This window comes from Ruegeria sp. AB5 (assembly GCF_056542645.1).
The window spans coordinates 90,962-112,903 of sequence record NZ_JBQGAE010000011.1; the positions used below are offsets into that span (position 1 = coordinate 90,962).

General features: G+C 59.1%; 26 protein-coding genes and 1 tRNA gene. 20 read left to right on the forward strand and 7 right to left on the reverse strand.

Annotated elements, in window-relative coordinates:
• The first annotated feature begins 8 nt into the window (after positions 1–8).
• Genes ACR0L4_RS17220 through ACR0L4_RS17230 form a run of 3 tightly spaced genes read left to right on the forward strand, consistent with a single transcriptional unit; the run spans position 9 to position 1,097 of the window.
• Complete coding sequence (locus tag ACR0L4_RS17220; RefSeq protein ID WP_480514340.1) at positions 9–338, forward strand: ArsR/SmtB family transcription factor; 330 nt, start codon at positions 9–11, stop codon at positions 336–338.
• Positions 326–754 (forward strand): SRPBCC family protein, encoded by a 429-nt coding sequence (locus ACR0L4_RS17225; protein ID WP_480514341.1) that lies wholly within the window; start codon positions 326–328, stop codon positions 752–754. Before ACR0L4_RS17220 ends, ACR0L4_RS17225 begins: the two co-directional genes overlap by 13 nt.
• Positions 755–776: 22 nt before the next feature.
• Positions 777–1,097, forward strand: coding sequence for a YciI family protein (locus ACR0L4_RS17230; protein ID WP_170751507.1), 321 nt, complete (start codon positions 777–779; stop codon positions 1,095–1,097).
• Between the two features lie 5 nt (positions 1,098–1,102).
• Here ACR0L4_RS17230 and ACR0L4_RS17235 read toward each other — a convergent pair whose 3' ends face one another.
• Entirely contained in the window at positions 1,103–2,101 is a 999-nt protein-coding gene (locus tag ACR0L4_RS17235) for an asparaginase (RefSeq protein ID WP_480514342.1), read from the reverse strand.
• Between the two features lie 182 nt (positions 2,102–2,283).
• On the opposite strand from ACR0L4_RS17235, the gene ACR0L4_RS17240 reads away from it, so the two are divergent.
• From ACR0L4_RS17240 to ACR0L4_RS17260, 5 genes are all read left to right on the forward strand, one after another.
• Positions 2,284–2,817 (forward strand): invasion associated locus B family protein, encoded by a 534-nt coding sequence (locus tag ACR0L4_RS17240; RefSeq protein WP_170751511.1) that lies wholly within the window; start codon positions 2,284–2,286, stop codon positions 2,815–2,817.
• A 162-nt stretch (positions 2,818–2,979) separates the two neighbouring features.
• Complete coding sequence (locus ACR0L4_RS17245; protein ID WP_480514343.1) at positions 2,980–3,147, forward strand: hypothetical protein; 168 nt, start codon at positions 2,980–2,982, stop codon at positions 3,145–3,147.
• 125 nt (positions 3,148–3,272) lie between these two features.
• Positions 3,273–3,650, forward strand: a complete 378-nt coding sequence (locus ACR0L4_RS17250; protein WP_170751515.1) for a lysozyme inhibitor LprI family protein — start codon at positions 3,273–3,275, stop codon at positions 3,648–3,650.
• A gap of 80 nt (positions 3,651–3,730) precedes the next feature.
• On the forward strand, positions 3,731–4,918 hold the full coding sequence (rlmN, locus tag ACR0L4_RS17255; RefSeq protein WP_480514344.1) for a dual-specificity RNA methyltransferase RlmN: 1,188 nt from the start codon (positions 3,731–3,733) through the stop codon (positions 4,916–4,918).
• 232 nt (positions 4,919–5,150) lie between these two features.
• The gene (locus tag ACR0L4_RS17260) at positions 5,151–5,771 is read left to right on the forward strand and encodes a cytochrome P460 family protein (RefSeq protein WP_480514345.1); all 621 of its coding nucleotides are present in this window, start codon (positions 5,151–5,153) and stop codon (positions 5,769–5,771) included.
• A gap of 27 nt (positions 5,772–5,798) precedes the next feature.
• Here ACR0L4_RS17260 and ACR0L4_RS17265 read toward each other — a convergent pair whose 3' ends face one another.
• Both ACR0L4_RS17265 and ACR0L4_RS17270 read right to left on the reverse strand, forming a co-directional pair.
• Positions 5,799–6,137, reverse strand: coding sequence for a hypothetical protein (locus tag ACR0L4_RS17265; RefSeq protein WP_480514346.1), 339 nt, complete (start codon positions 6,135–6,137; stop codon positions 5,799–5,801).
• A complete protein-coding gene (locus ACR0L4_RS17270; protein WP_480514347.1) occupies positions 6,134–7,054 on the reverse strand; it encodes a DnaJ C-terminal domain-containing protein in 921 nt (306 codons plus the stop codon). Before ACR0L4_RS17270 ends, ACR0L4_RS17265 begins: the two co-directional genes overlap by 4 nt.
• A 150-nt stretch (positions 7,055–7,204) precedes the next feature.
• On the opposite strand from ACR0L4_RS17270, the gene ACR0L4_RS17275 reads away from it, so the two are divergent.
• Positions 7,205–7,588, forward strand: coding sequence for a hypothetical protein (locus tag ACR0L4_RS17275; RefSeq protein WP_170751525.1), 384 nt, complete (start codon positions 7,205–7,207; stop codon positions 7,586–7,588).
• Here ACR0L4_RS17275 and ACR0L4_RS17280 read toward each other — a convergent pair whose 3' ends face one another.
• On the reverse strand, positions 7,589–8,686 hold the full coding sequence (locus ACR0L4_RS17280; RefSeq protein ID WP_480514348.1) for a cystathionine gamma-lyase: 1,098 nt from the start codon (positions 8,684–8,686) through the stop codon (positions 7,589–7,591).
• 3 nt (positions 8,687–8,689) lie between these two features.
• The gene (locus ACR0L4_RS17285) at positions 8,690–9,532 is read right to left on the reverse strand and encodes an LOG family protein (protein WP_480514349.1); all 843 of its coding nucleotides are present in this window, start codon (positions 9,530–9,532) and stop codon (positions 8,690–8,692) included.
• Positions 9,533–9,611: 79 nt separating this feature from the next.
• On the opposite strand from ACR0L4_RS17285, the gene ACR0L4_RS17290 reads away from it, so the two are divergent.
• The 5 genes from ACR0L4_RS17290 (at position 9,612) to ACR0L4_RS17310 (ending at position 13,230) form a co-directional block, all read left to right on the forward strand.
• Positions 9,612–10,523: a threonine/serine dehydratase gene (locus ACR0L4_RS17290; protein WP_480514350.1), complete on the forward strand. Its 912-nt coding sequence runs from the start codon at positions 9,612–9,614 to the stop codon at positions 10,521–10,523.
• A 44-nt stretch (positions 10,524–10,567) separates the two neighbouring features.
• On the forward strand, positions 10,568–11,167 hold the full coding sequence (locus tag ACR0L4_RS17295) for a GntR family transcriptional regulator (protein ID WP_480514351.1): 600 nt from the start codon (positions 10,568–10,570) through the stop codon (positions 11,165–11,167).
• A 109-nt stretch (positions 11,168–11,276) separates the two neighbouring features.
• A complete protein-coding gene (dapD, locus tag ACR0L4_RS17300; protein ID WP_480514352.1) occupies positions 11,277–12,104 on the forward strand; it encodes a 2,3,4,5-tetrahydropyridine-2,6-dicarboxylate N-succinyltransferase in 828 nt (275 codons plus the stop codon).
• Positions 12,105–12,211: 107 nt separating this feature from the next.
• Positions 12,212–12,838, forward strand: coding sequence for a LysE family translocator (locus ACR0L4_RS17305; protein ID WP_480514353.1), 627 nt, complete (start codon positions 12,212–12,214; stop codon positions 12,836–12,838).
• Between the two features lie 47 nt (positions 12,839–12,885).
• Positions 12,886–13,230, forward strand: a complete 345-nt coding sequence (locus ACR0L4_RS17310; RefSeq protein WP_170751538.1) for a hypothetical protein — start codon at positions 12,886–12,888, stop codon at positions 13,228–13,230.
• On the opposite strand, the gene ACR0L4_RS17315 is transcribed toward ACR0L4_RS17310, so the two are convergent.
• The gene (locus tag ACR0L4_RS17315; RefSeq protein ID WP_480514354.1) at positions 13,227–14,285 is read right to left on the reverse strand and encodes a transporter substrate-binding domain-containing protein; all 1,059 of its coding nucleotides are present in this window, start codon (positions 14,283–14,285) and stop codon (positions 13,227–13,229) included. The genes ACR0L4_RS17310 and ACR0L4_RS17315 overlap by 4 nt on opposite strands.
• A gap of 209 nt (positions 14,286–14,494) precedes the next feature.
• Here ACR0L4_RS17315 and dapE point away from each other — a divergent pair, with 209 nt between their 5' ends.
• The 4 genes from dapE to rnr are packed head-to-tail and all read left to right on the forward strand — an operon-like array spanning position 14,495 to position 18,945.
• On the forward strand, positions 14,495–15,634 hold the full coding sequence (gene dapE / locus ACR0L4_RS17320) for a succinyl-diaminopimelate desuccinylase (RefSeq protein WP_480514355.1): 1,140 nt from the start codon (positions 14,495–14,497) through the stop codon (positions 15,632–15,634).
• Positions 15,631–16,056 carry a GNAT family N-acetyltransferase gene (locus ACR0L4_RS17325; protein WP_480514356.1) on the forward strand — a complete coding sequence of 142 codons (426 nt, stop codon included), beginning with the start codon at positions 15,631–15,633 and terminating at the stop codon, positions 16,054–16,056. Before dapE ends, ACR0L4_RS17325 begins: the two co-directional genes overlap by 4 nt.
• The gene (locus tag ACR0L4_RS17330; RefSeq protein ID WP_480514357.1) at positions 16,053–16,628 is read left to right on the forward strand and encodes a TIGR04282 family arsenosugar biosynthesis glycosyltransferase; all 576 of its coding nucleotides are present in this window, start codon (positions 16,053–16,055) and stop codon (positions 16,626–16,628) included. The genes ACR0L4_RS17325 and ACR0L4_RS17330 overlap by 4 nt, the downstream gene beginning before the upstream one ends.
• A gap of 58 nt (positions 16,629–16,686) precedes the next feature.
• Positions 16,687–18,945: a ribonuclease R gene (gene rnr, locus ACR0L4_RS17335; protein WP_480514358.1), complete on the forward strand. Its 2,259-nt coding sequence runs from the start codon at positions 16,687–16,689 to the stop codon at positions 18,943–18,945.
• A 32-nt stretch (positions 18,946–18,977) separates the two neighbouring features.
• On the opposite strand, the gene ACR0L4_RS17340 is transcribed toward rnr, so the two are convergent.
• Positions 18,978–19,062 (reverse strand) — tRNA-Leu (locus ACR0L4_RS17340).
• Between the two features lie 437 nt (positions 19,063–19,499).
• Here ACR0L4_RS17340 and ACR0L4_RS17345 point away from each other — a divergent pair.
• Positions 19,500–19,922 carry a hypothetical protein gene (locus tag ACR0L4_RS17345; protein ID WP_170751551.1) on the forward strand — a complete coding sequence of 141 codons (423 nt, stop codon included), beginning with the start codon at positions 19,500–19,502 and terminating at the stop codon, positions 19,920–19,922.
• Positions 19,923–19,924: 2 nt separating this feature from the next.
• Entirely contained in the window at positions 19,925–21,937 is a 2,013-nt protein-coding gene (locus tag ACR0L4_RS17350; protein ID WP_480514359.1) for a dynamin family protein, read from the forward strand.
• The last annotated feature ends 5 nt before the right edge of the window (positions 21,938–21,942 follow it).

The window sequence follows — 21,942 nt, forward strand, 5'->3', positions numbered from 1 at the left end:
TAAGAATCATGCCTGATCTACTGAGAACCTTTTCCGCCTTGTCGGACAGCACGCGCTTTTTGATTGTCGAACAGCTCATGGACGTCGGCGAACTGCCTGCCGGAGAGTTGATCGAAGGCAAAGGCATGTCCGGCGCTGCGATCTCGCGCCATCTGAAGGTGTTGCGCGAGGCCGGTCTGGTGCAGCAGCGGGTTCAGGGCACCCGGCGCATGTATTCCATCCGCGCCGAGGGGCTGCGCGCTATTGCCGAGTGGACGATCTCGAAACGGCGGTTCTGGGACAGCAGTCTGGATCGTTTGAGTGACATATTGGAAAGGGAAACGTCATGGCCGACCTGAAACTCGAACGGGAGTTTCCCGTCCCCCCCGAGACCCTGTTTGCGTGGCTTACCGATGGCCCAAAGCTGTTGCAGTGGTGGGGACCCGAGGGAATGCATGTACCACAGCACAATCTGGATTTCACACGCACCGGTCCGTGGTTTTCAGTGATGGAGAATGGGGAAGGACAGCAATACAAGGTCTCGGGTCAAATCACCCATGTCGATCCACCAAATTCAGTCGGGTTCACATGGGCCTGGCACGATGATCAGGATCAACGCGGGCGGGAAAGCCATGTGACGTTTTCCGTGGTTGCGACAGTCACCGGCGCGCGTCTGGTTCTGGACCACCGGGAACTGGCCGACGCCGAGGCCGCCGAGAACCACAACATTGGTTGGACATCTTCGCTGCGTAAACTTGAAGCGCGGTGCAAATAGGATTTCATCAAGGAGGAGCGATATGCCCCAATATTTGTTCGTCTATCACGGCGGCCATACCCCGACCGACCCTGCCGAAATCGAGGCCACCATGGCCGCGTGGGGCGCATGGTTTCAGGACATGGGCGATGCGCTGGACATTCCCGGTAACCCCGTGGGCCAGTCGTACACCGTCAGCAGTACCGGCGTTGCCGATAATGGTGGCGCCAACCCGGCCTCGGGTTTTACGGTGATCAAGGCCAACAGCATTGATGCCGCAACTGAAATGGCCAAGGGCTGCCCTATGGTTGTCAACGGCACGGGTTCGGTCGAGGTGGCCGAGGTGCACGAAATCGAGATGTAGCGGGGCTAGCCGGGAAAGCCCGGCGCGGGTCTGATCACCCCGCATTCCAGTCCACGGCGGCTGTATTGCGTGGCGTTCATGAACTTGCGGGTGGCCGCGTGTTCGGCCTCAAGCACGCCGAGGTTCACCAATATGGCCGCAATGGCGCATTCGCTGGCGCGGGTGGTGCCATCGGTGATCTTTAGCGCCACGCCCAGGCGTTTTTCGGGAATGATGGCGACGTAAACGGCCTCGGCACCCGTCTTGATTGCGGCGCGCCCGTTCATTGCACGCATCAATTCCGTACAGGCACGGGTTTCACCTGCAACCAACTCGGGGTGTTTGATCATGGCAGCTGTCAATTGCCATGCGGCATCGCTGGATCGGTCGGAGCGGTCACCTCCAGAGGCGAACCATGCCATCGACCGCGCCAACCCTACCAGCGTGGTTGCAAAGTTCGGTGCCGAGCACCCGTCAATCCCGTAGCCGGGGCTGGTTTCACCTGTGGTCTCTTCGATCGCCGACAGGCAGGCTTGCTGTACGGGATGGTCGATCTCAAGGTATTCTGGACCGGCACCCATATGCTGAGCCAGGGTCAAAAACCCGCAATGCTTGCCTGAACAATTGTTGTGGATCTGACAGGGCGTGTCGTCTGCCAGAATCAACCGGTCGCGCGCAGCCTTGTCTGCGGGCTCTTGCGGGCCGCAGCGCAGATCGTGCTCGACCATACCCAGATGGTCCAGCCAGGCCGTGACGCGGTCTGTGTGAATGGCCGCGCCGTCATGCGACGCGCAGGCCAGCGCCAGATGTTGCGAATTCAGTCCATATTTCGCCGCCGCCCCCGAGGTTATCAAAGGAAGCGCCTGGATCATCTTGGCGGAAGACCGCGGATAGATCACGGCGTTTGGGTTGCCCCAGCTTTTCACGATCTGCCCGGTATCGTCGCAAACAACCGCATGGCCCAGATGAAGGCTTTCCAGCAAGGGGCCGCGCCACAGTTCTGTCATCGGAATGGGCTGCGTCATCTGGACCTCCGGATTTATGCGCAAAATTCTGCCAATCGCTCTTTCGCCTGTGGCGAAACCTGCGTTAGTGTGTGTATGTCGGCAATCATCGGAATGCGCAACGTTTCCAAAGACGAACCGGCAGGGTTCGCAAGCCGTTCTGATGGGTATGAGGTAGAAGGTCGAGCTAGGAGGCTGGACAAATGGGATCAAAGCTCGTTCGCGTGATCGCGGCCCTATGTGTGGCAGGGATGGCCACAAGTGCAATCGCTCAGCAAGGGGCAAGCACCAATCGCGTTGCGGCGAAAACGGATTGGAGCGTTTTTGTCGAAGATGATCCCACCGAATGTTGGAGCGTTTCGGCCCCCAAGGAAACCGTGAACACCCGTGGCGGTCGGGTGGTATCGGTCCGCCGCAGCGATATCCTGCTATTTGTTTTCTATCGCCCCAATGCCGAGGTCAAAGGCCAGCTGACCTTTACCGGCGGCTACCCGTTTGCCGCAGGATCCACCGTGAACTTGAATGTGGACGGCACCGAGTTTGAATTGTTCACCGAAGGCGAATGGGCCTGGGCCCCATCCGAAGCGGACGACGCCAAGATCGTGACGGCCATGAAGCGCGGCACCGAAGCGGTGCTGACCGCGCGGTCGGAACGCGGTACGCAAACCAAGGATACATTTTCGTTGCTGGGGTTCACCGCAGCGATCGAAGACGCCGAGAATCGCTGCACGAACTGATTTCAGATCCCGAGCACATGTAGCCTGACATTCGGCGGAGTTATCCTGCGGGTGAAACCTGCTTTTGATTTACGCAGCGTCAGACTTTCGGGTTGATCCATGTCAAGGTACATCATGAACTTTCTGAACTAAACAGTTCAAAAGAAAGGAAGGAACTTGGTAATGCTGAATAAATCCCTTGCCGTTTTGATGATGGCGGCCGCGGTTCTGTTAAGTGCATGTGAAAAAGAACCTGAAACCTACCCTGTGAGCGGTGAGGAGTGCGGCCCGAACGATCCGGTCAAAACTCTGGACGCCACAGATTGTAACATCCTGCCTTCAGGCGTTTGATGTAAGCCACTGGGCAAGAACACCCGGTCGCAAGGGTATGGCCCTTGCGACCTACCTGCATTTTTTGGGGCTGCCTGAGACCCGTGTTATACAGTGGGTACATGGAAACCTTGCAGGAAAAGATAATGCGCCCTTTCTTGTTTTTGTTGCTTGTGTCCTCGCCTGTTCTGGCCGATCCAGCATTGGAGTGTTCAGATGCGGGGTCACAGGTCGAAATTGGGTCCTGCGTCGGGGACATGGAAAAACGGGTAGATCTCGCTCTTGAGGAAAGTTTTGGGTTCGCTCTGCAATCCGCGAAAAACCTGGATGACCTGACCGGACGCCCTGTTGCTCAGCCCGCATTGCAGGCATCGCAAAATGCCTGGGCTCTTTACCGCGATACGCAGTGTGAGGCCGTGGGTGCCTCGTTCGGTGGTGGATCGGGAACCGGTATTGCCATCACATCCTGCCGTGTCGATCTGGGCCGGGCACGTGTGGACGAATTGCTGCGCTTTGCGAATTAGACCGAACGAATTCTTTTGATCTTTGTGCGCGATCCTATATAGAGGCGCATTCCAAGCCAGAATACGTTGAGATAGCCGCCATGTCGCCCAAAGCGCCGATCACTCAAGATGTCATGACCATTCCCCGGAAACTGCCCGAGGGGAAGGTGAACCTTGTCGGTCTGACCCGCGATCAGTTGCGGGCCACATTAATCGAACATGGCACGCCTGAAAAGCAGGCGAAGATGCGGACAGGCCAGATCTGGCAGTGGATCTATCAATGGGGTGTGCGCGACTTTTCGGCGATGACCAACCTCGCCAAAGCCTATCGCGCCCAGCTGGCCGAGAGTTTTGTGATCGAAATCCCCGAAGTCGTGACGCGTCAGGTTTCCGAGGACGGTACTCGCAAATATCTGTGCCGCATTGCGGGCGGGCATGAGGTCGAAGTCGTCTATATCCCCGAAGAAGATCGCGGCACGCTGTGCATCTCGTCTCAGGTGGGGTGTACGTTGACCTGTTCCTTCTGCCATACCGGCACGCAGAAACTGGTGCGCAACCTGACAGCGGCGGAGATCGTCGGGCAGGTGATGATGGCCCGCGACGATCTTGAGGAATGGCCCACGCCGGGCGCGCCCAAGGACGAAACCCGCCTGTTGTCGAACATCGTTCTGATGGGCATGGGCGAGCCGCTCTACAATTTTGAAAACGTTCGTGACGCAATGAAGATCGCCATGGATCCCGAGGGGATTTCCCTGTCGCGTCGCCGTATCACCCTGTCCACGTCCGGCGTGGTGCCCGAGATCGCGCGCACAGCTGAAGAGATTGGCTGCCTGCTTGCCATCTCGTTCCACGCAACCACGGATGAAACCCGCGACGTGTTGGTCCCGATCAACAAGCGCTGGAACATAGAAGAGCTGTTGCAGGCGCTGGCCAGCTATCCAAACGCCTCGAATTCTGAACGGATTACGTTCGAGTATGTGATGCTGGACGGCGTGAATGACAGCGATCAGGACGCGCACCGACTGATCGAGCATATCAAGCGCCATAACATACCGGCCAAGATCAACCTGATCCCGTTCAACGAATGGCCGGGTGCGCCTTACAAGCGCAGTTCCAACAACCGTATCCGGGCTTTTGCCAACATTATTTATCAGGCTGGCTACGCGTCCCCTATTCGCAAGACGCGGGGTGAAGACATCATGGCCGCCTGTGGACAGTTGAAGTCAGCGACTGAGCGTGCCCGCAAGTCGCGCAAACAGATCGCGGCCGAGGCCGGGTTGAACACCTGACACAACCTGTCTGCCAGGAGTTGCAGCGAAAATCTTAATGTTTTCGCTGCTGATTCCGCATTCAAAATTTGGTATGTTTGTAGGTGCTTGTTCCCATTTCTCATACTTGCCATGGCGCAAAAAGTGGTAAGATTGCAGGTGTGGTACTGGCAGGTTCTTTTTTAGCCGCTATTCTAATTTTCATTCTGACACGCGGCCTACAGGCAAACTGAGTTTTCACGTGAGCCCCAAGATGATTGAATGGTTCCAAGTCGATTGCAAGTTCAGGGTGGCGGCGCTTCTGATGCTATTTCCGTTTGGCACAGCTGCCCTTGCAGAAGACCCCAAGGCTCACCTGGCAATCGAGAATCCGGCCGAGCTCAGCAAGGATGAGGCGAGCGGCTTCTATCGTTCGATGTCGCGGCGCATGGCGCGTGGCTATGCTGCGGCGCAGTTGGACATCCTTTTGAACTATCAAAGCTGGCCGTTGTTCAACGATGCGCCATACATCTCGGCCACCCATGGGCAACGTTTTGTGAATAGCTATGCCAACCGCATGGCGCACAATTACGGGTCGCTGCAAGACGGTGAGGTTCTGCCCATGGGGTCGGTTCTGGCCAAGGACAGCATGACCGTCACAGATGAAGGCAAGATCCATCCCGGTGCCATGTTCGTGATGCAAAAGCTGGCTGCGGGGGCAAGCCCGGACACGGCGGATTGGCGCTATATCATGGTCTTGCCAGATGGCTCACTTTATGGCGACACCTTGGGCGCGCGGGCCGGTGCCGTGGCCTATTGCCACGACTGTCACGAGCAAGTGGCCGATCGCGACTATACGTTCTACGTCCCCGAAGACTATCGAGTCGGAGAGTGACAAACAAAAACGTCTCTGGCCCTTGTGCTATCTGCGCCGGAGGCGTGCTGTTCCGATAAGCTCGATCATTTGCTGACGCACCGGGTCAGGCTGGGCGTCAACCGCGTTCAGAACCTCGCGCAATTCGGCGCGCAGCCCGTGCATCTGATCGATCAGTGAGATCATCATCGATAGGGCATCGGCCTCCATATCGTATTGTTCATGCAACTCGCAGGCCAGTTCCAGGCGCGCGACATCAATGCTGTGATACACCAGCCCCTTGTCCGTCTGCTCGGGGATGACGATCTCGGCGGCCAGATACTCGGTCAGGCGGTCCGAGGTCAGGCGGGCGACGGTATTGATCAATTCCTTTTCGGACAGGGTCATGATGGCATTCCTTTCCGCGGATCATAGCGGTGCGTTTCGCGCCATGTCTCCATGAATTGCTTTAGCTCGTCATCGATTGTGCCGGGCATCGAGACGGTCAGTTCGATCAGCTGGTCCCCGCGATCGGATGAGCCGCGCTTTTTCACACCTTTGCCTCGCAACCGCAGGGTCTTGCCGCTGCTGGTGCCCGCGGGAACATTGACATTCACACCGCCATCAATGGTCGGGGCGGGGACCTTGCCCCCAAGAATGGCTTCGTCAATGGTGATCGGCAGTGTGATATGGATGTCGTCGCCCTGACGTTCAAACACAGGATGTCGCGCGACCGACACGGTCACCAAAGCATCGCCCGGGGGACCCTCGCCGTAGCCCGGAGCGCCTTTGCCGCGCAGCCGGATGGTCTGTCCATCGGTGATACCTGCCGGAATCTTGACTTCGATCCGGTCGCCATCCGGCAATGTCAGCTTTTGGCTGGCGCCGAACACCGCGTCCAGAAAGCTGATCTGGAGCGAATAGTTCAGATTGTGCCCCGGGGCATGAAACTCCTGCGTGCGCTGCCCGCCAAAGCCACCCCGACCGCGCATGAATTCGGAGAAGATGTCGGACATATCGTCGGGGTCGGCCTGTCGTCCACGATATGGGTTCCCGGCGGCCTCGGCATAGTCGCGGTAGTACTGCTGTTGCGGGCGTTCCTGACCCGAGGCGTCAATCTCGCCATTGTCATACCGCGCGCGTGTTTCGGGGTCTTTCAACAGATCATAGGCAGCTGCGGCGGCCTTGAACTTTGCCTCGGCCTTGGCATCCCCGGGCTTCAGGTCCGGGTGGCATTCCTTGGCAATGCGCCGATAGGCTTTCTTGATCTCGGCAGCCTCGGCGTCCTTCGCGACACCAAGGACGGAATAGGGATCGTCGCTCATCTCACCTCTCACGGTTCGGGCAGAACAGGATGTGTTTTATCATGCGGCTTCAAATGGCCGAAAGGAAGAGGCGATTGAATTGCTTCATCAATTCCTGCAAACCTGCTACCATATGCATGTTTTTAAGTGTTGATTGACGGAAGCCACACTATGTCGCGTAGAATCAAATCCGCATTGGCCTTGCTGGCCGGGAACGCCATCGGCTTGCTACTGGCGATGCTGTTGCTGTCCGGTTTTTCAATCAAGCCTTTGTCGTTTATCGTTGTCGTGATCGTGTTCACGCTGGTGCAGGTGGTGGCAGAGCCTCTTATCCTGAAGCTGGGCGAAAAGAAGGCCCCGGCCCTGAAAGGTGGGATCGCGCTGATCGTAACCTTTGTGGGTTTGCTTGTGACAGACTGGATCACTGCGGGGCTGACCATCGGCGGTATCTCCAACCTTCTGGCTGCAACGCTGTTGGTCTGGTTGGGTGCGCTGATCGGCAGCATCGTTTTGCCGATCTATGTGTTCACCGAGCTGCGTGAGCCGAAAAAGTAGTTACAGCGCGTTCAGACTGGTCTTGATGGCGTCCCACAGCTCTTCAACCGGCTCGCATCCCACAGACAGCCGCACGAAACCGGGGTCGACGTCGTCGCCCCAGCGTGCGCGGCGCTCGGCTGAACTGTGGACCCCGCCAAAAGACGTCGCTGGCCGCAGCAACGGGCACATGTTGATGAAGGTTTCTGCAGCGTCTTCACTGTTCAGCGTCAGGGATAAAAGGAACCCGAAGCGTTTGGTCTGAGCCTGCGCAAGCGCGTATGACGGATCGTTCGGCAAGCCGGGGTAGCGGACGTTCCGGACCGCAGAATGTGCCGCCAAACGCTCGGCCAAGATCTGTGCCGAGCGGCACATGCGATCAAACCGAACGTCCAGCGTTTCCAGCCCGCGATGCAGCAACCACGCCTCATGCGGGCCGGGGATGGCGCCAGAGACACGCCGCCAGTCTTCGACCCGCTCCATGATCTGCGCATTGCGGCTGGCCACATGGCCCATCAGCAAGTCGGAATGCCCGCCCATCGCCTTGGTGTCCGAGGCGACGACAACATCAATCCCCAAATCCAGCGGGCGTTGGCCCAGAGGGGTCAGGGTTGTGTTGTCGGCGATCGTGACGCCCCCTGCCGAGCGCACAGCGGAGGCGATGGCCGGCAGGTCCATCATGTCCAGCCCGGGGTTGGACGGGCTTTCCACAAACACCACATCGAACGCGTCAAACCCACCTTTGGCAAAGGCGGTCGTGGGGCGTTCTGTGACCGAAACACCCAGCCCTGACAGGAAACGATCTGCCAGAACGCGTGTCACGTAGTACCCGTCCGAAGGGATCAACAGGCGTGATCCGGCCTTCACGGTGGCAAACAACGCGGCCGAAATCGCGCCCATACCAGAGGGGAATGTCAGGCAGGGGGCATCTTCAAGATGCGCCAGAACGTGTTCCAGTGCGACCCATGTCGGATTGTCCACGCGCCCATATGTGGCCAGACCCTCTGTTGCGCCGGGCAGGTGATACATGCTGCTTTGCGTCAGCGGCAGGGCAACCGGTTCACCATCGGTCAGGGCATTGCCGCGCAGGTGCAGCATCTCTCCGGGTTTTGGGGCCATGGTTCAGCGCCCCGGAATTGCGTCGCGGGGTGGGGCGGGTTCCCAGTTCTCGATGATCTCGACCGCCTCTTGCGCGGTGTCGACAAAGCGGAAGAGGTCAAGGTCCTGATCCGAGATGGTGCCGGCATCAGCCAGTGCGTCCCAGTTGATCACTTTCTCCCAGAACGCGCGCCCGAACAGCAGGAAGGGCACGCGCTCCATCCGGCCGGTTTGGATCAAGGTCAGGGATTCAAACAGCTCGTCCATGGTGCCGAAACCACCGGGAAAGATGGTGATGGCGCGGGCGCGCATCAGGAAATGCATTTTGCGGATGGCGAAATAATGGAAATTGAAGCTGAGTTCCGGCGTGACGTACAGGTTCGGCGCCTGCTCGTGCGGCAGCACGATGTTCAGACCGATGGAACAGCCGCCCGCATCCTGCGCGCCGCGGTTTCCGGCCTCCATCACGCCCGGTCCGCCGCCGGTGACGATAACATTCTCGCGGCAGCCGGTGGCGTTTGATTTCTCGGTCATCAGCCGGGCAAACTCGCGCGCTTCATCATAATACTGCGACAGTCCGGCCAGCGTTTTTGTCCGTGCCGTGTGTTTCTGTGACGGCTCGGGGATACGCGCACCGCCGAACATAACGATGGTCGAGGTGATTTCGCGTTCGCTCATGATCATCTCGGGTTTCAGCAACTCCAACTGCAAGCGCACCGGGCGCAGCTCATCCCGGCACAGGAACTCGTCATCGGCAAAAGCAAGGCGATAGGCGGGCGAGCGCGTTTGCGGCGTGTCCGGCACCTCGCTCGCGGTCGAGCGGTCGGTCTGCGCATCGCGGAACGGGCTGTGGCGGTCTTCTCTCATGGGTGATCGATCCCTGCTTGCGTGTTTGACAAACAGCTATAGGGTTCGCGGGCAGAGTGCCAGTCACGGAAAGACAAGAATGGATTGGAAGACAGAAATTCAGGCGGCAGCTGGTCGGATAGGCGGGCACGCGCAAGTGACCCCGGTGATGGAGAGCCGCATTCCCGGCTATCCGATCGAGATGAAGCTTGAGCATATGCAGCACACCGGCAGCTTCAAGGCGCGCGGGGCATTCAACACGTTGCTCAGCATGGCAGTACCTGCGGCGGGTGTTGTGGCGGCCTCGGGTGGGAACCATGGGGCGGCGGCGGCATATGCCGCGCGTGCGCTGGGTCATCCGGCCAAGATTTTTGTGCCGGAACTGGCGGGGCCATCCAAGATTGCCCTGATCGAACAAATCGGAGCGGACCTGAGCGTTGTGCCCGGTGAATATGCCAATGCGCTGACGATGGCGCAGCAGCATGAAGAAAAGACCGGCGCGATGCAGATACACGCCTATGACGCGCCCGCGACTGTGGCCGGGCAGGGCACGTGCTTTGCCGAGTGGGACGCGCAGGGCCTGAAAGCGGATACCGTTCTGGTCGCCGTCGGTGGAGGTGGCCTGATCGCGGGCGCTCTGGCGTGGTTCCAAGATGCGCGCAAGGTTGTCGCGGTAGAGCCTGAGACATCCTGTGCGTTGAATGCAGCACTAAAAGCGGGTGAGCCGGTGGATGTATCGGTCTCGGGCATCGCGGCAAATGCGCTGGGCGCGCGGCGCATTGGGCAAATCTGTTTCGATCTGGCGCAGGGAATGACGTCGGTACTGGTTTCGGATCAGGCGATCATCGAGGCTCAGCGCGCGTTGTGGCAAACCCATCGTATCCTTGTTGAACCTGCAGGGGCGACCGCGTTGGCAGCATTGATGTCTGGCGCATACCAGCCTGAACCCGGTGAGAGGGTGGCGGTCCTGGTCTGCGGTGGAAACATCGCCCCTGATCCGCTTGCGGTGTAAACTATCGGCTTGTGGACCACCGTCGTCAATTTTATCTATAATCCATGACCGCTACTATTGCCGACACGATCTACGAAAATCTGATGCAGCAGATCATCACTGGTGCCCTGAGTGCGGGTGAGAAACTGCGCCAGGATCATATCGCCAAATCCTTTGACACCAGCCATGTTCCGGTGCGCGAAGCCCTCTTGCGGCTCGAGGCACACGGTCTGGCCCGCAGCGAGCCGCGTCGCGGAATGCGGGTCACGGTGCTGGACCCCGCAGAGGTGCGAGAAGTGATTGAAATGCGCGTTGCGTTGGAGCCTTTGGCGCTGCAACAGGCGGTTCAGAACATGACACCTGCAGACTTGATGCGGATCGAGAAGGCACGGATTGCCTGTGATGAGGCAACAACAATGCCACAGTGGGAGGCCCGCAACCGTGCCTTTCACCGGGCGATCCTGACGCCATGCGGTTTGCCACGTCTTTTGCACACCATTGATGATCTGCATATCGCCAGCGCGCGGCACCTGTTCGCCCACTGGCGTCCAAAATGGATGCAGCGCGCGGACAAGGACCACATGTCCATTGCGCAGGCGCTGAACCGCAAGGATACCGCCACAGCAACGGCCATTCTGATCCGCCATATTCGCCGTGCAAGCTGATTGCGGTGCGTATTGGACGCAAACTGACCCCTGTTCGTCGCATTGCGCCGTGGACCTGCCTTGCGTATAGGCGAAACCAACACGAACAGATTCTGTAGGGAGACGCCCAATGTCCAACGCGCAACTGGAAGCCGCCATCGAAGCCGCATGGGAGGCGCGCGACACGATCACGCCCGCAACCACAGGCGAACAGCGCGACGCCATCGAAGATACGCTGAATGCGTTGGACAGTGGTTCGCTGCGTGTGGCCGAAAAGCTCGACGGCGGCGACTGGCATGTGAACCAGTGGGCGAAAAAAGCCGTTCTGCTTGGCTTCCGTATCAAGGACATGGAAATCCAGACCGGCGGCCCTCAGGCCGGTGGCTGGTGGGACAAGGTGGATAGCAAGTTCGCCGGTTGGAACGAAGACAACTGGAAAGCTGCCGGCTTCCGTGCCGTGCCCAACTGCGTTGTCCGCAAGTCGGCTTATATCGCGCCGGGCGCAGTGCTGATGCCGTCGTTCGTGAATCTCGGCGCCTATGTCGACGAAGGCACCATGGTGGATACCTGGGCGACCGTCGGGTCCTGCGCGCAGATCGGCAAGAACGTTCACCTGTCGGGCGGCGTCGGGATCGGTGGCGTGCTGGAGCCGATGCAGGCTGGCCCCACCATCATCGAAGACAATTGCTTTATCGGCGCGCGCTCCGAGGTGGTCGAAGGCTGCATCGTACGCGAAGGCTCGGTTCTGGGCATGGGTGTTTTCATCGGCAAATCGACCAAGATCGTCGACCGTGAGACCGGTGAAGTGACGTATGGCGAAGTGCCACCCTATTCGGTCGTCGTGGCGGGTTCGATGCCGTCCAAGAACAATATCAGCCTGTATTGCGCGGTCATCGTAAAGCGTGTTGACGAAAAGACCCGCTCGAAAACCGGAATCAACGAATTGCTGCGCGACTGATCCTGATATAGCCAAATCCATCAAAGGCCGTGGCTTCGTCTGCGGCCTTTGTTGCACCATGTCCATGGTGCTATACCGGGCGGCACTGCGCCGGAAGAGGAGACGCCATGATCCCTGCCGATATCGCCATCCTGTTCATGGGCGCAGCCATTGCGCTGGCCGCCGTTCCGGGGCCGGACAACATTTTTGTAATGACGCAATCCGCGCTGTATGGCCGGATGTCAGGCCTGATCGTGACGCTGGGCCTGGCCACGGGGCTGATCGTGCATACCACAGCAGCGGCCCTGGGCGTGGCGGTGATCTTCCAAACTTCGCAAACTGCCTTTGCGGCGCTCAAATTCGCCGGCGCGGGCTATCTGGTCTATCTGGCGTGGAACGCATTCACGGCGTCGGGGTCCAAACTGGATGGGGGAGATACACCTCGCGTCCCGATCCGCAAACTCTACCTGCGCGGATTGATCATGAATATCGCGAACCCGAAAGTGACGATTTTCATGCTGGCTTTCCTGCCGCAATTCGTCGATCCCGATAACGGCCCTCTGATCGCGCAATTCTACCAACTTGGGGCCTTGATGTTTCTGGCAACGGTGATCGTTTTCGGCGCGGTTGCCCTTGCCGCGGGAACTTTGGGCGCACTTCTCAAAGGGTCTCCGTCGGTGCAGTTGTGGTTGAATCGCGTATCTGGCGTGATCTTTGTTGCACTGGCGCTCAAACTGGCCACGACCGAGCGTTAGACCACCCGCGCTTGACCATCGCACACCGCAAGGCTAAGGCCCCTGCCATGGAAAAGCAGAAGAAACCCTCGCGTCAGCAAGTTTACACCCTTCTCGTTCAGATCGGACGAAAGGAAGGCGATGGTCTGCCGGACGGTGCAACGGGCGCAGCCTTGATGTGCTTTGCCAGTGGCGTCGACGAAGCCGAGGCGGTACGCGAAACCGTGGCAATCCTGAAGCAGGCCGATACAGCGCCCTTGGATGTGACGGGTTATGGCACCCTTGCCGAACGCGAAGCGCAGGGGCACGACATCGACGCGGACGAACGGGCCCTGATGCAGCGGGCGTTGGACGAAAACGCGGTGATCGTGGCGCAAATGACGCCGTTTTTCGAAGGGGACGCCCAGTCCTAGTTCCGCGATCCGAACCAGTTTCGATAAATCTCGTCATAGGTTCCGTCTTCGCGCAAATACAACAGCGCCTGGTTGACCTCTTCAACCAGCGGTGAGCCGGTTGGGAACGCAATTCCGTAGCTTTCGCGCAGGAACACACCGCCGGTCATGCTGGCGATGCGTCGGCCCTCGTGGGTGGCAAAGTAGGACAGGATCGGTGCGTCGAACACAACCGCATCCAGATCCTCGGCTTTGAACGCGTCCAGCATTTCTTCCAGCCCCGGATAGCCGGTGAACTCGATCTCGCGCCGGTTCAGGAAATTGGCAGCGGTTGATCCATTGATGGTTCCAACATTCTTGCCGTAAAGGTCGTTGACCGAATTTACGTTTCCGGTGATCGCGTCAACGGTCATGACACTGGTGATCCGGGCCGTGAAGACAGACACGATGAACAGCGACGACACCACAAGGATGACACCCAAAACGCGGCCAAAGGGTGTGCGGGGCATCCTTTCTTCAAACCCGCCATTGACGACCAGGTTCAATGCCCACCAGAACGATGGGAACCATGCGTCGTTCAGCTTGCGGTCGAAATAGGGCTGGGCGCGCCGTTCGAATCCCCACATCAGCATGCCGCCGCCAAGCAGGATGGCAAAAGCCAGGCCGATCGCGATGAACAGCTCGGTGGACAGAAGCGCCTGCAGCAGCGAGGGTCTGCGCACCGCGTCCGAAGGCACCATGATCTGAAGGCCGGCCTCAAAAATCGGCTGGCTGAAATCCATCTTTGTCTCGCGCATCGCGGTGATCGAGATATTGGCAATCGCCAGATCCGCCGACCCGTCCTCGACCGCACCCAACATATCCGAAAACGCCTCGACCCGGGTGACCGAGTATTCCCAATCCAGCGCGTCGGCCAGAGCTTCAAGCAGGTCCATCGAGAACCCGGTCTCGGCCCCGTCCTCCACATAGGAAAACGGCGGTCGGGTCACTGTTGTGACGTTCAGCGTTTGTGCCAGGCTTTGCTGTGCGAGAACGGCGAAAGTCAGGCAGATCAGTGCGTAAAGAGCGCGCGTCATGGTCAACTCACCTGTTTCGCGGCGCTGTAGCGCGAATTTGTGCAAAACAGCAAGGTGGTCGCAGGGTAAATTGCCATGTTTTATCGGTGTCTCAACTCGATACGAGGGGGGTTTTACCCGGCAAAAACTGCTGATTGGGGTTGGCAATCCGGCCAATTCGTTGAATCTGTGCACGAACCTGAGTCCAACCCCACCAAAAAGGCCCCGACATGACCGATGCAGTTCAATTGACGGCAGACCTGATCCGTTGCCCATCGGTCACACCTGCCGAGGGCGGCGCATTGGTCCTGCTTCAGGACCTGCTGACGGAAGCAGGGTTTGACTGCGCCCGCGTTGATCGGGGCGGCGTCAGCAACCTGTTCGCCCGCTGGGGTGCTAAAGGGCACGCGCGGAGTTTCGGGTTCAACGGGCACACGGATGTGGTTCCGGTGGGGGATGAGGCGGCCTGGACCAAACCTCCGTTCGGAGCCGAGATTCATGACGGTGTGATGTATGGCCGTGGCACGACCGATATGAAATCGGGTGTGGCGGCATTTGTGGCAGCGGCTGTGGATTTCGTCCGTGACACCCCACCTGACGGAGCCATCCTTCTTGCAATCACCGGGGATGAAGAAGGCGATGCAGTGGACGGCACCACAGCATTGCTGGATCACATGGATCAAATGGGCGAGCAGATGTCCGTTTGTCTGGTCGGTGAACCCACCTGCCCGAACCAGATGGGCGAGATGATCAAGATCGGGCGGCGCGGGTCGATGACGGCGTGGTTCACCGTGACGGGTGTTCAGGGGCATTCGGCCTATCCGCACCGCGCGAAGAACCCTTTGCCTGCGATGGCGCGACTGATGGATCGGCTGGCCAGCCACGAGCTGGATCAGGGCAGCGACCATTTCGACGCCTCGACCCTGGCCGTCGTGACCATCGACACCGGCAACACGGCAACAAACGTAATTCCGGCGCAGTGCCGTGGTGCCGTGAACATCCGGTTCAATGATTTGCATTCTGGGGCCAAGCTCAGCGTGTGGCTTCGGGACGCTGCGGATCAGGTGGCCCGTGAGTATGGGGTTGAGGTCGATACAAAAATCAAGATTTCCGGCGAAAGCTTCCTGACGCCACCGGGCGCATTGTCGGAGCTTGTGTCCAAGGCCGTTTTGGCTGAGACGGGCATTATGCCCGAATTGTCGACCACCGGCGGGACGTCGGATGCGCGGTTTGTCAAAAACCACTGTCCTGTGGTCGAGTTTGGCCTTGTCGGCCGCACGATGCATCAGGTGGATGAATGCGTCGAAGTGGCCCAAATCTATCAGCTCAAGACGATCTATACCCGTATCCTGAAAGACTTTTTTGCATGACGATCGGCATCGAAGTGACCCGGGACATTCAAACATGCTTTGATCTCAGGCATCGCGTTTTTGTTGTCGAACAAGGCGTGCCTGTAGACGAAGAACAAGACCATCTGGATGCGACCGCGACGCATCTGCTGGCGCGGGACGCAATAGATCCGGTGGGAACGGCCCGCATTGTGTTCGAAGCTCAGAGCGCAAAAATCGGTCGGGTCTGCGTGCTGGAGCGTGCGCGTGGTCAGGGGTTGGGGGCCGATCTAATCCGCCGAGCGGTCGAGATCGCGGCGTCAGCGGCTGGCGTTCAAAAGGTCATGCTCGGTGCGCAGATTCAAGCGCTGAGTTTCTATGAAAAACTTGGGTTTGTGGCTGTTGGCCCTGTCTATATGGACGCCGGGATCGAACATCGGGATATGGTGCGGAACCTGATTTGAAGCGCACTTTGGTAATCATGGTCAAAGAGCCCCGTCCGGGGCGCGTCAAAACCCGACTGGGCCGAGATATCGGTATGGTGGGCGCGGCGTGGTGGTTTCGGCATCAGACCCGATCATTGATCCGTCGTCTGCGAGACCCGCGCTGGCAGATCGTGCTGGCGGTCTCACCGGATCGCGAGGGCTTGCGCAGCCGGGTCTGGCCTGCGGATTTGCCGCGCGTCGCTCAGGGGCACGGGGATCTGGGGCAACGTATGGCTCGGCAGCTCAGGGCGGCACCCAAAGGGCCAGTGTGCCTGATCGGCGCCGACATTCCCGGGATTTCACGCGCGCACATTGCGCGGGGCTTCGCGGTTTTGGGGCGTGCGGAGATGGTGTTTGGCCCCGCCCCAGATGGCGGCTATTGGCTGGTTGGTGCGCAGCGCTATGGCGCTTTGCCTTCCGGCCTGTTTCAGGATGTGCGCTGGTCAACCGAACACGCGCTCGCTGACACGCTGGCCTCGATTTCGGGGTCTCGTGTAGGTTTGTTGGATCACCTGCGCGACGTGGATACCGTGGCTGATCTACCAAGCTGAACCAAAGCGGCGCTTTTTTGGTCATGACGCGGTCGTGCGCGCATGCTAGGCCACAAATATGACTCGCATCCCTACCAAGCAAGAGGTCCTGGACTGGATCTCAGCGAACCCCACCCTGACCTCGAAACGTGACATTGCCAAAGCCTTTGGCATCAAAGGCGCGGACCGGATCGACCTGAAACGTATCCTCAAAGAGCTTGAGGCCGAAGGGCATCTGGAAAAACGCAATCGCAGCTATCGTGACCCGGATCGGTTGCCACCTGTCAGCGTATTGCAGGTGAAGGCCCCGAATGCCGATGGTGATCTGTTCGCACGGCCTTTGGAATGGCACGGCGAAGGGGTCGAGCCGATTGTGCTGATGATCACCCGCGCCAGCGATCCGGCACTGGGCGAAGGCGACCGCATTCTGGCGCGCCTCACCGTGGTGCATGAGGAAGACCATAATTACGAGGCGCGCCTGATCCGCCGGATCGGAACCAACCCGCGCAAGATCGTCGGTATTTTCCGTAAAGGGGCCGAGGGCGGGCGGATCGTGCCCATCGACAAGGCCGGCCAAAACGAATGGCTGGTTCAGGATGGCGCTGTTCTGGGCGCAAAAGACGGCGAGTTGGTTGAGGCTGAACAGGCCGGGCCCAAGACCCGTATGGGCCTGCCACGTGCCCGCATTGTAGAACGCCTTGGCGACCCGTCGGCCCCCAAGGCCGTGTCGCTGATCGCGATCCACCAACATGGCATCCCCGATGACTTTCCCGACCCGGTGATTGCCGAGGCCGACAAGGCCAAACCCGCTGGCCTGAAAGGGCGCGAAGACCTGCGGGATATGCCGCTGCTGACCATCGACCCCTCGGACGCGCGGGATCATGATGACGCCTGCTATGCCCATGCGGATGAAGATCCGAAGAACCCCGGCGGGCATGTCATCTGGGTAGCCATCGCCGATGTTGCCGCCTATGTGCAGCCAGGCACCGCGCTGGACCGCGAGGCGCGCAAGCGCGGCAACTCCAGCTATTTCCCCGACAGGGTGGTTCCTATGCTGCCGGACCGGCTGTCGGGCGATCTGTGTTCCCTGCACGAAGGCGTCCCGCGCGCCTGTATTGCGGTGCGGATGCAGATCGACGCCGAGGGCAACAAGATCGACCACCGGTTCGTGCGCGGACTGATGCGCTCCGCCGCTTCGCTACATTATGCCGAGGTGCAGGAAGCCATCGACGGCTCCTCCAATGACCGCACCGGGCCGCTGTTGGAGACTGTGCTGAAACCGCTCTATGCCGCGTATGCAGCGCTTAAAAAGGCGCGGGCTGTGCGGCAGCCGCTGGAGTTGGATCTGCCGGAACGCAAGATCATCCTGAGCGAGACGGGCAAAGTTCAAAGCGTGGCGTTCCGCGACCGTCTGGACGCGCATAAGCTGATCGAAGAGTTCATGATCCTGGCCAACGTCGCCGCCGCCGAGACCCTGGTCGCCAAGCGCCGCCCGCTGCTGTTCCGTGTCCACGAAGAGCCAGCGCCCGAGAAATTGGAAAGCCTGCGGGAAACCGCGCAGGCGGCGGGGTTGAACCTGGCCAAGGGGCAAGTGTTGCAAACCCGTCATCTGAACGCGCTGCTGAATGCGGCTGCGGGCACCGAGGATGCCGAGCTGATCAACCTGACCACCCTGCGGTCGATGGCGCAAGCCTATTACAACCCGGAAAATTTTGGCCATTTCGGGCTGGCGCTGCGGAATTATGCACATTTCACTTCTCCGATCCGGCGCTATGCCGACCTGATCGTGCACCGGGCGCTGATCTCGGCCCATGGCTGGGGCAAGGACGGTTTGACCGAGGATGAGATCGCCCGGCTGGACGAAACTGCCACCCATATTTCGGATACCGAGCGCCGCTCGATGATGGCGGAGCGCGACACGACCGACCGCTATCTGGCGGCCTACCTCAGCGAGCGCGTGGGCAATGAATTCTCGGGCCGGATCAGCGGCATCGCGCGCTTTGGGGCCTTCGTGAAGATGGACGAAACCGGCGCGGACGGGTTGGTGCCGGTCCGATCCTTGGGGCGCGAGTTCTTCCATTTCGACCGCGAAGCAGGGACGCTGATGGGGTCAGACACCGGACTGATCATCGCCATCGGCCAACGCGTGACGGTTCGACTGACCGAGGCGATACCAGTAACGGGCGGGCTGGAACTGGAGCTGCTGTCCATCGATGATAAGGCTCTGCCCAGGGGCGGCGGACAAAAAGGTCGATCAATACGACGCAAGCCCGTCAGCACCAAGCGAAAAAAGGACAAAATCAAACGCAAGGTCGAACGCAAGAGGCGCCAGCGGTAGCTGTGTTTCTGCTCGGCCGTGTGGCCGGTCGGTGGTGCGGGTGGAGGGACTTGAACCCCCACGCCTTGCGGCGCCAGAACCTAAATCTGGTGCGTCTACCAATTTCGCCACACCCGCAACCTGGCGCAACAGCGCCGGATTGCGCGGTGGATAGCAAAGCTTGCAGGTCAGCGCGAGGGGTAAAATCCGATTCCAAACAAGATTTTTCGCCCCGCAGCCGGCTTGTTTCACGCCGTCGCTTTGAAAGAGCACGGGACTTTGACCGGCGATACCGGCAAAAGGGTTGTCGCCCGACTGCGTTGCGCAGTGGCGATGAATTGGAATGCGCGATCAAGTGCCAACGTTGTTTCTGACCAATACCCGCAAGGGTTGAGGTATTCCAATGAGAACTCTGCCCCAATCGCGCCACATTTCAAACGTCAAAAAATCTTATTCGCGTCAAAATAACACCGCCTTGCAAGGGCTTCTTGGTTCACAGGAGTTAATGAGTCTTTTTTGCCACTTAGGCGCCTTTACGAGTTTTTTCGCTCAACTCCAGTAAAAGGGTCTCTGCTGTGACCGATCTGAACAACTCCGCTGCCCATGAGCAAGATGCAGTCATCTTTGCACGTGAGAGTTTTCTGGGTGAACTCAAAACCCTGAACCGTGACTATCCAAACACCGGCTTTGGAATTTCCCTGCGTACCCATTCGGGGGAACATTACCTGCTGGCCAATGCACGCATGCCGTTGCCGTCCAGCAAATCCGACGGGTTCCCGACCGGGCGTCGTGTCGCCTGCCTTGAAAACGGTGACCGTTTCAGCTCGATCGAAGTGCTGGCTGATTCCGAAGCCTATGAAACCATAACTCCGCGGGCTGAAGCCGAGATTCTGGGCAACGCCCTGAGTTTGATCGCCCGCATCGACACTCTGACCAGCATCCCCGCCGGGCGTGTGCACCACGCTCCACGGATTGCCGCAACCGGAACCGGAGGCTGACCATGGCCCGAAACGACCACCTTTTGTCTGTGGGCAACGAAGCTCTGACGCCGATGACCTCGGCGATGACGTCGCTGACGTCGCAGATCGACCAATTGACAGAGGTGGCGGATGCGCGGTCCTCGGCGCGTCTGGCAACGCTGAAAACCCGGATGGAAAACTTTACCGCCAGCGTCACGCTGGTTGGACAGGTCAAGGCGGGCAAGTCGTCCATCGTCAACATTCTGGCGGGGCGTCCCGCGCTGTTGCCGTCGGACGTCAACCCGTGGACCTCGGTGGTGACGACGCTCAATATCAATACGCGCCCACCTGGGGATACGAAATCCAGGTTCACCTTTTTCGAGCAGGAAGAATGGGACAACCTGATGGTTGGGGGCGGACGTCTGGGCGAATTGGCCAATCGGGCAGGTGCGGATGACGAAATGGACGATATCCGCCGCCAGATTGGAGAGATGAAAGCCAAATCCGAAGAACGTTTGGGCAAGCATTTCGATCTGATTCTGGGGCAAAGCCACCAGTATGACTACTTTGACGAAGAACTGATCCAGCGCTACGTGTGTCTGGGGGATGAGGACGATCCGGATATCAACCCCAAGACCGGGCGTTTTGCCGATGTAACCAAATCGGCCGAACTGTACATGGACATCCCGCAATACCCGATTGCGCTGAAACTGTGCGATACGCCGGGTGTGAACGATACATTCATGGTACGCGAACAGATCACTTTGCGCAGCCTGCGCGGGTCCGAGGTCTGTGTCGTTGTACTGGCCGCAAGTCAGGCGCTGACGACCATGGATATGGCGTTGATGCGGATCATTGCCCAGTTCGAGAACCGCCAGATCATCCTGTTTGTGAACCGCATCGACGAGCTTGCCGATCCGGTGAACCAGGTGCCCGAGATCAGGGATCGCATTCAGGACACGCTGAAGCAGAACAATATCGACACCAATACCAGCGTTGTTTTCGGGAGCGCGCTTTGGGCCGAGGCGGCCCTGACCGGCAATCCCGATATTCTGACCGATGAATCGCGCGAGGCTTTGAACACGTTTTACCTTGCGGCGGGTTTTGGGGATCAGGCACCGTCGCTGGATAAAATCTGGGCGCTGTCGGGTCTTCCTGATTTGCTGCTTGCAATGAATGAACGCATCGCCGAAGGCGCAGGCAATCGCCTGCTGGACCGCGTGCGCCACCGCGCCCGCAACATCGCCAGCCAGATTCGCGCCACCGCTGTCGCCAAGACCCTGTCGGGTGGCGAAGGTGTCGTGCGTGATCTGGACGGCGCGTCCCCCGAAGACGCGATAGAAACTGTCTCTGCCGAGTATGACAAGAAGGTTGCCGATCTGACGGTGGCTTTGCGCGACAAGGTGTTGGAGCGTCTGAGTTCCGCCGAAGCGAGCTTTGTCAAACGGGCCACCGACTCGTTGATTTCGCATCTCGAACAAAATGGCGAGCAAGGCACGTGGCAATATGATCCTGCTGGCTTGCGGACATTGCAGAAGGCGGCCTATTTCAGCTTTGCCCGCTCTATGCGCAAAGAAGCGGGTGCGCTTTATGCGTCGGCTGCGGCTGATGTCGAGGCGCTCTATCAAAAACTGCTTGGCAACCATCTGGGTGAGTTCAACATCGAAGCCCCGATCGTGCCACGTGTCCCGCCACCGCTGGGGATCGGCCGCACAATCGCGCTGGACCTGCAAAGCACGTGGTGGCGGCGATGGTGGCAACGTCGAAAAGGGTTCGAAGCTTATGCGTCCGACTACACCCGTCTGATTGCGTCCGAGGCGAACTCGATCACCAAGGATATCGAAGAAAACCAGATTGCGGCGGTGCTTGAAAACGTCCGCGCAACTCTGGCCGATTTCCTGCGCGAGCAGAAAGAAACCCTGCTGAACATTTCGGCCACGGCTGAAAAAGATGCCGGGCAAAATCCGGCGCTGATGGCAGGCCTGCAATTGCAGAAGTCACGTGACGAGATTCTGGGCACCATCCTTAAAGACCTGAGCAACGAAGCGGCATAAGTAGA

Excerpts from the sequence above, each read along its gene's own strand:
- ACR0L4_RS17260 (WP_480514345.1), top strand. The coding sequence starts at position 5,151 with ATGATTGAATGGTTCCAAGTCGATTGCAAGTTCAGGGTGGCGGCGCTT.
- ACR0L4_RS17350 (WP_480514359.1), top strand. The coding sequence starts at position 19,925 with ATGGCCCGAAACGACCACCTTTTGTCTGTGGGCAACGAAGCTCTGACG.
- ACR0L4_RS17325 (WP_480514356.1), top strand. The coding sequence starts at position 15,631 with ATGACGATCGGCATCGAAGTGACCCGGGACATTCAAACATGCTTTGAT.
- ACR0L4_RS17250 (WP_170751515.1), top strand. The coding sequence starts at position 3,273 with ATGCGCCCTTTCTTGTTTTTGTTGCTTGTGTCCTCGCCTGTTCTGGCC.
- rnr (WP_480514358.1), top strand. The coding sequence starts at position 16,687 with ATGACTCGCATCCCTACCAAGCAAGAGGTCCTGGACTGGATCTCAGCG.
- ACR0L4_RS17245 (WP_480514343.1), top strand. The coding sequence starts at position 2,980 with ATGCTGAATAAATCCCTTGCCGTTTTGATGATGGCGGCCGCGGTTCTG.
- ACR0L4_RS17295 (WP_480514351.1), top strand. The coding sequence starts at position 10,568 with ATGACCGCTACTATTGCCGACACGATCTACGAAAATCTGATGCAGCAG.
- ACR0L4_RS17310 (WP_170751538.1), top strand. The coding sequence starts at position 12,886 with ATGGAAAAGCAGAAGAAACCCTCGCGTCAGCAAGTTTACACCCTTCTC.
- ACR0L4_RS17220 (WP_480514340.1), top strand. The coding sequence starts at position 9 with ATGCCTGATCTACTGAGAACCTTTTCCGCCTTGTCGGACAGCACGCGC.
- ACR0L4_RS17265 (WP_480514346.1), bottom strand. The coding sequence starts at position 6,137 with ATGACCCTGTCCGAAAAGGAATTGATCAATACCGTCGCCCGCCTGACC.
- ACR0L4_RS17280 (WP_480514348.1), bottom strand. The coding sequence starts at position 8,686 with ATGGCCCCAAAACCCGGAGAGATGCTGCACCTGCGCGGCAATGCCCTG.
- ACR0L4_RS17240 (WP_170751511.1), top strand. The coding sequence starts at position 2,284 with ATGGGATCAAAGCTCGTTCGCGTGATCGCGGCCCTATGTGTGGCAGGG.
- ACR0L4_RS17230 (WP_170751507.1), top strand. The coding sequence starts at position 777 with ATGCCCCAATATTTGTTCGTCTATCACGGCGGCCATACCCCGACCGAC.
- ACR0L4_RS17315 (WP_480514354.1), bottom strand. The coding sequence starts at position 14,285 with ATGACGCGCGCTCTTTACGCACTGATCTGCCTGACTTTCGCCGTTCTC.
- ACR0L4_RS17290 (WP_480514350.1), top strand. The coding sequence starts at position 9,612 with ATGGATTGGAAGACAGAAATTCAGGCGGCAGCTGGTCGGATAGGCGGG.
- ACR0L4_RS17275 (WP_170751525.1), top strand. The coding sequence starts at position 7,205 with ATGTCGCGTAGAATCAAATCCGCATTGGCCTTGCTGGCCGGGAACGCC.
- ACR0L4_RS17235 (WP_480514342.1), bottom strand. The coding sequence starts at position 2,101 with ATGACGCAGCCCATTCCGATGACAGAACTGTGGCGCGGCCCCTTGCTG.
- ACR0L4_RS17305 (WP_480514353.1), top strand. The coding sequence starts at position 12,212 with ATGATCCCTGCCGATATCGCCATCCTGTTCATGGGCGCAGCCATTGCG.
- ACR0L4_RS17285 (WP_480514349.1), bottom strand. The coding sequence starts at position 9,532 with ATGAGAGAAGACCGCCACAGCCCGTTCCGCGATGCGCAGACCGACCGC.
- dapD (WP_480514352.1), top strand. The coding sequence starts at position 11,277 with ATGTCCAACGCGCAACTGGAAGCCGCCATCGAAGCCGCATGGGAGGCG.
- ACR0L4_RS17225 (WP_480514341.1), top strand. The coding sequence starts at position 326 with ATGGCCGACCTGAAACTCGAACGGGAGTTTCCCGTCCCCCCCGAGACC.
- dapE (WP_480514355.1), top strand. The coding sequence starts at position 14,495 with ATGACCGATGCAGTTCAATTGACGGCAGACCTGATCCGTTGCCCATCG.
- rlmN (WP_480514344.1), top strand. The coding sequence starts at position 3,731 with ATGTCGCCCAAAGCGCCGATCACTCAAGATGTCATGACCATTCCCCGG.
- ACR0L4_RS17270 (WP_480514347.1), bottom strand. The coding sequence starts at position 7,054 with ATGAGCGACGATCCCTATTCCGTCCTTGGTGTCGCGAAGGACGCCGAG.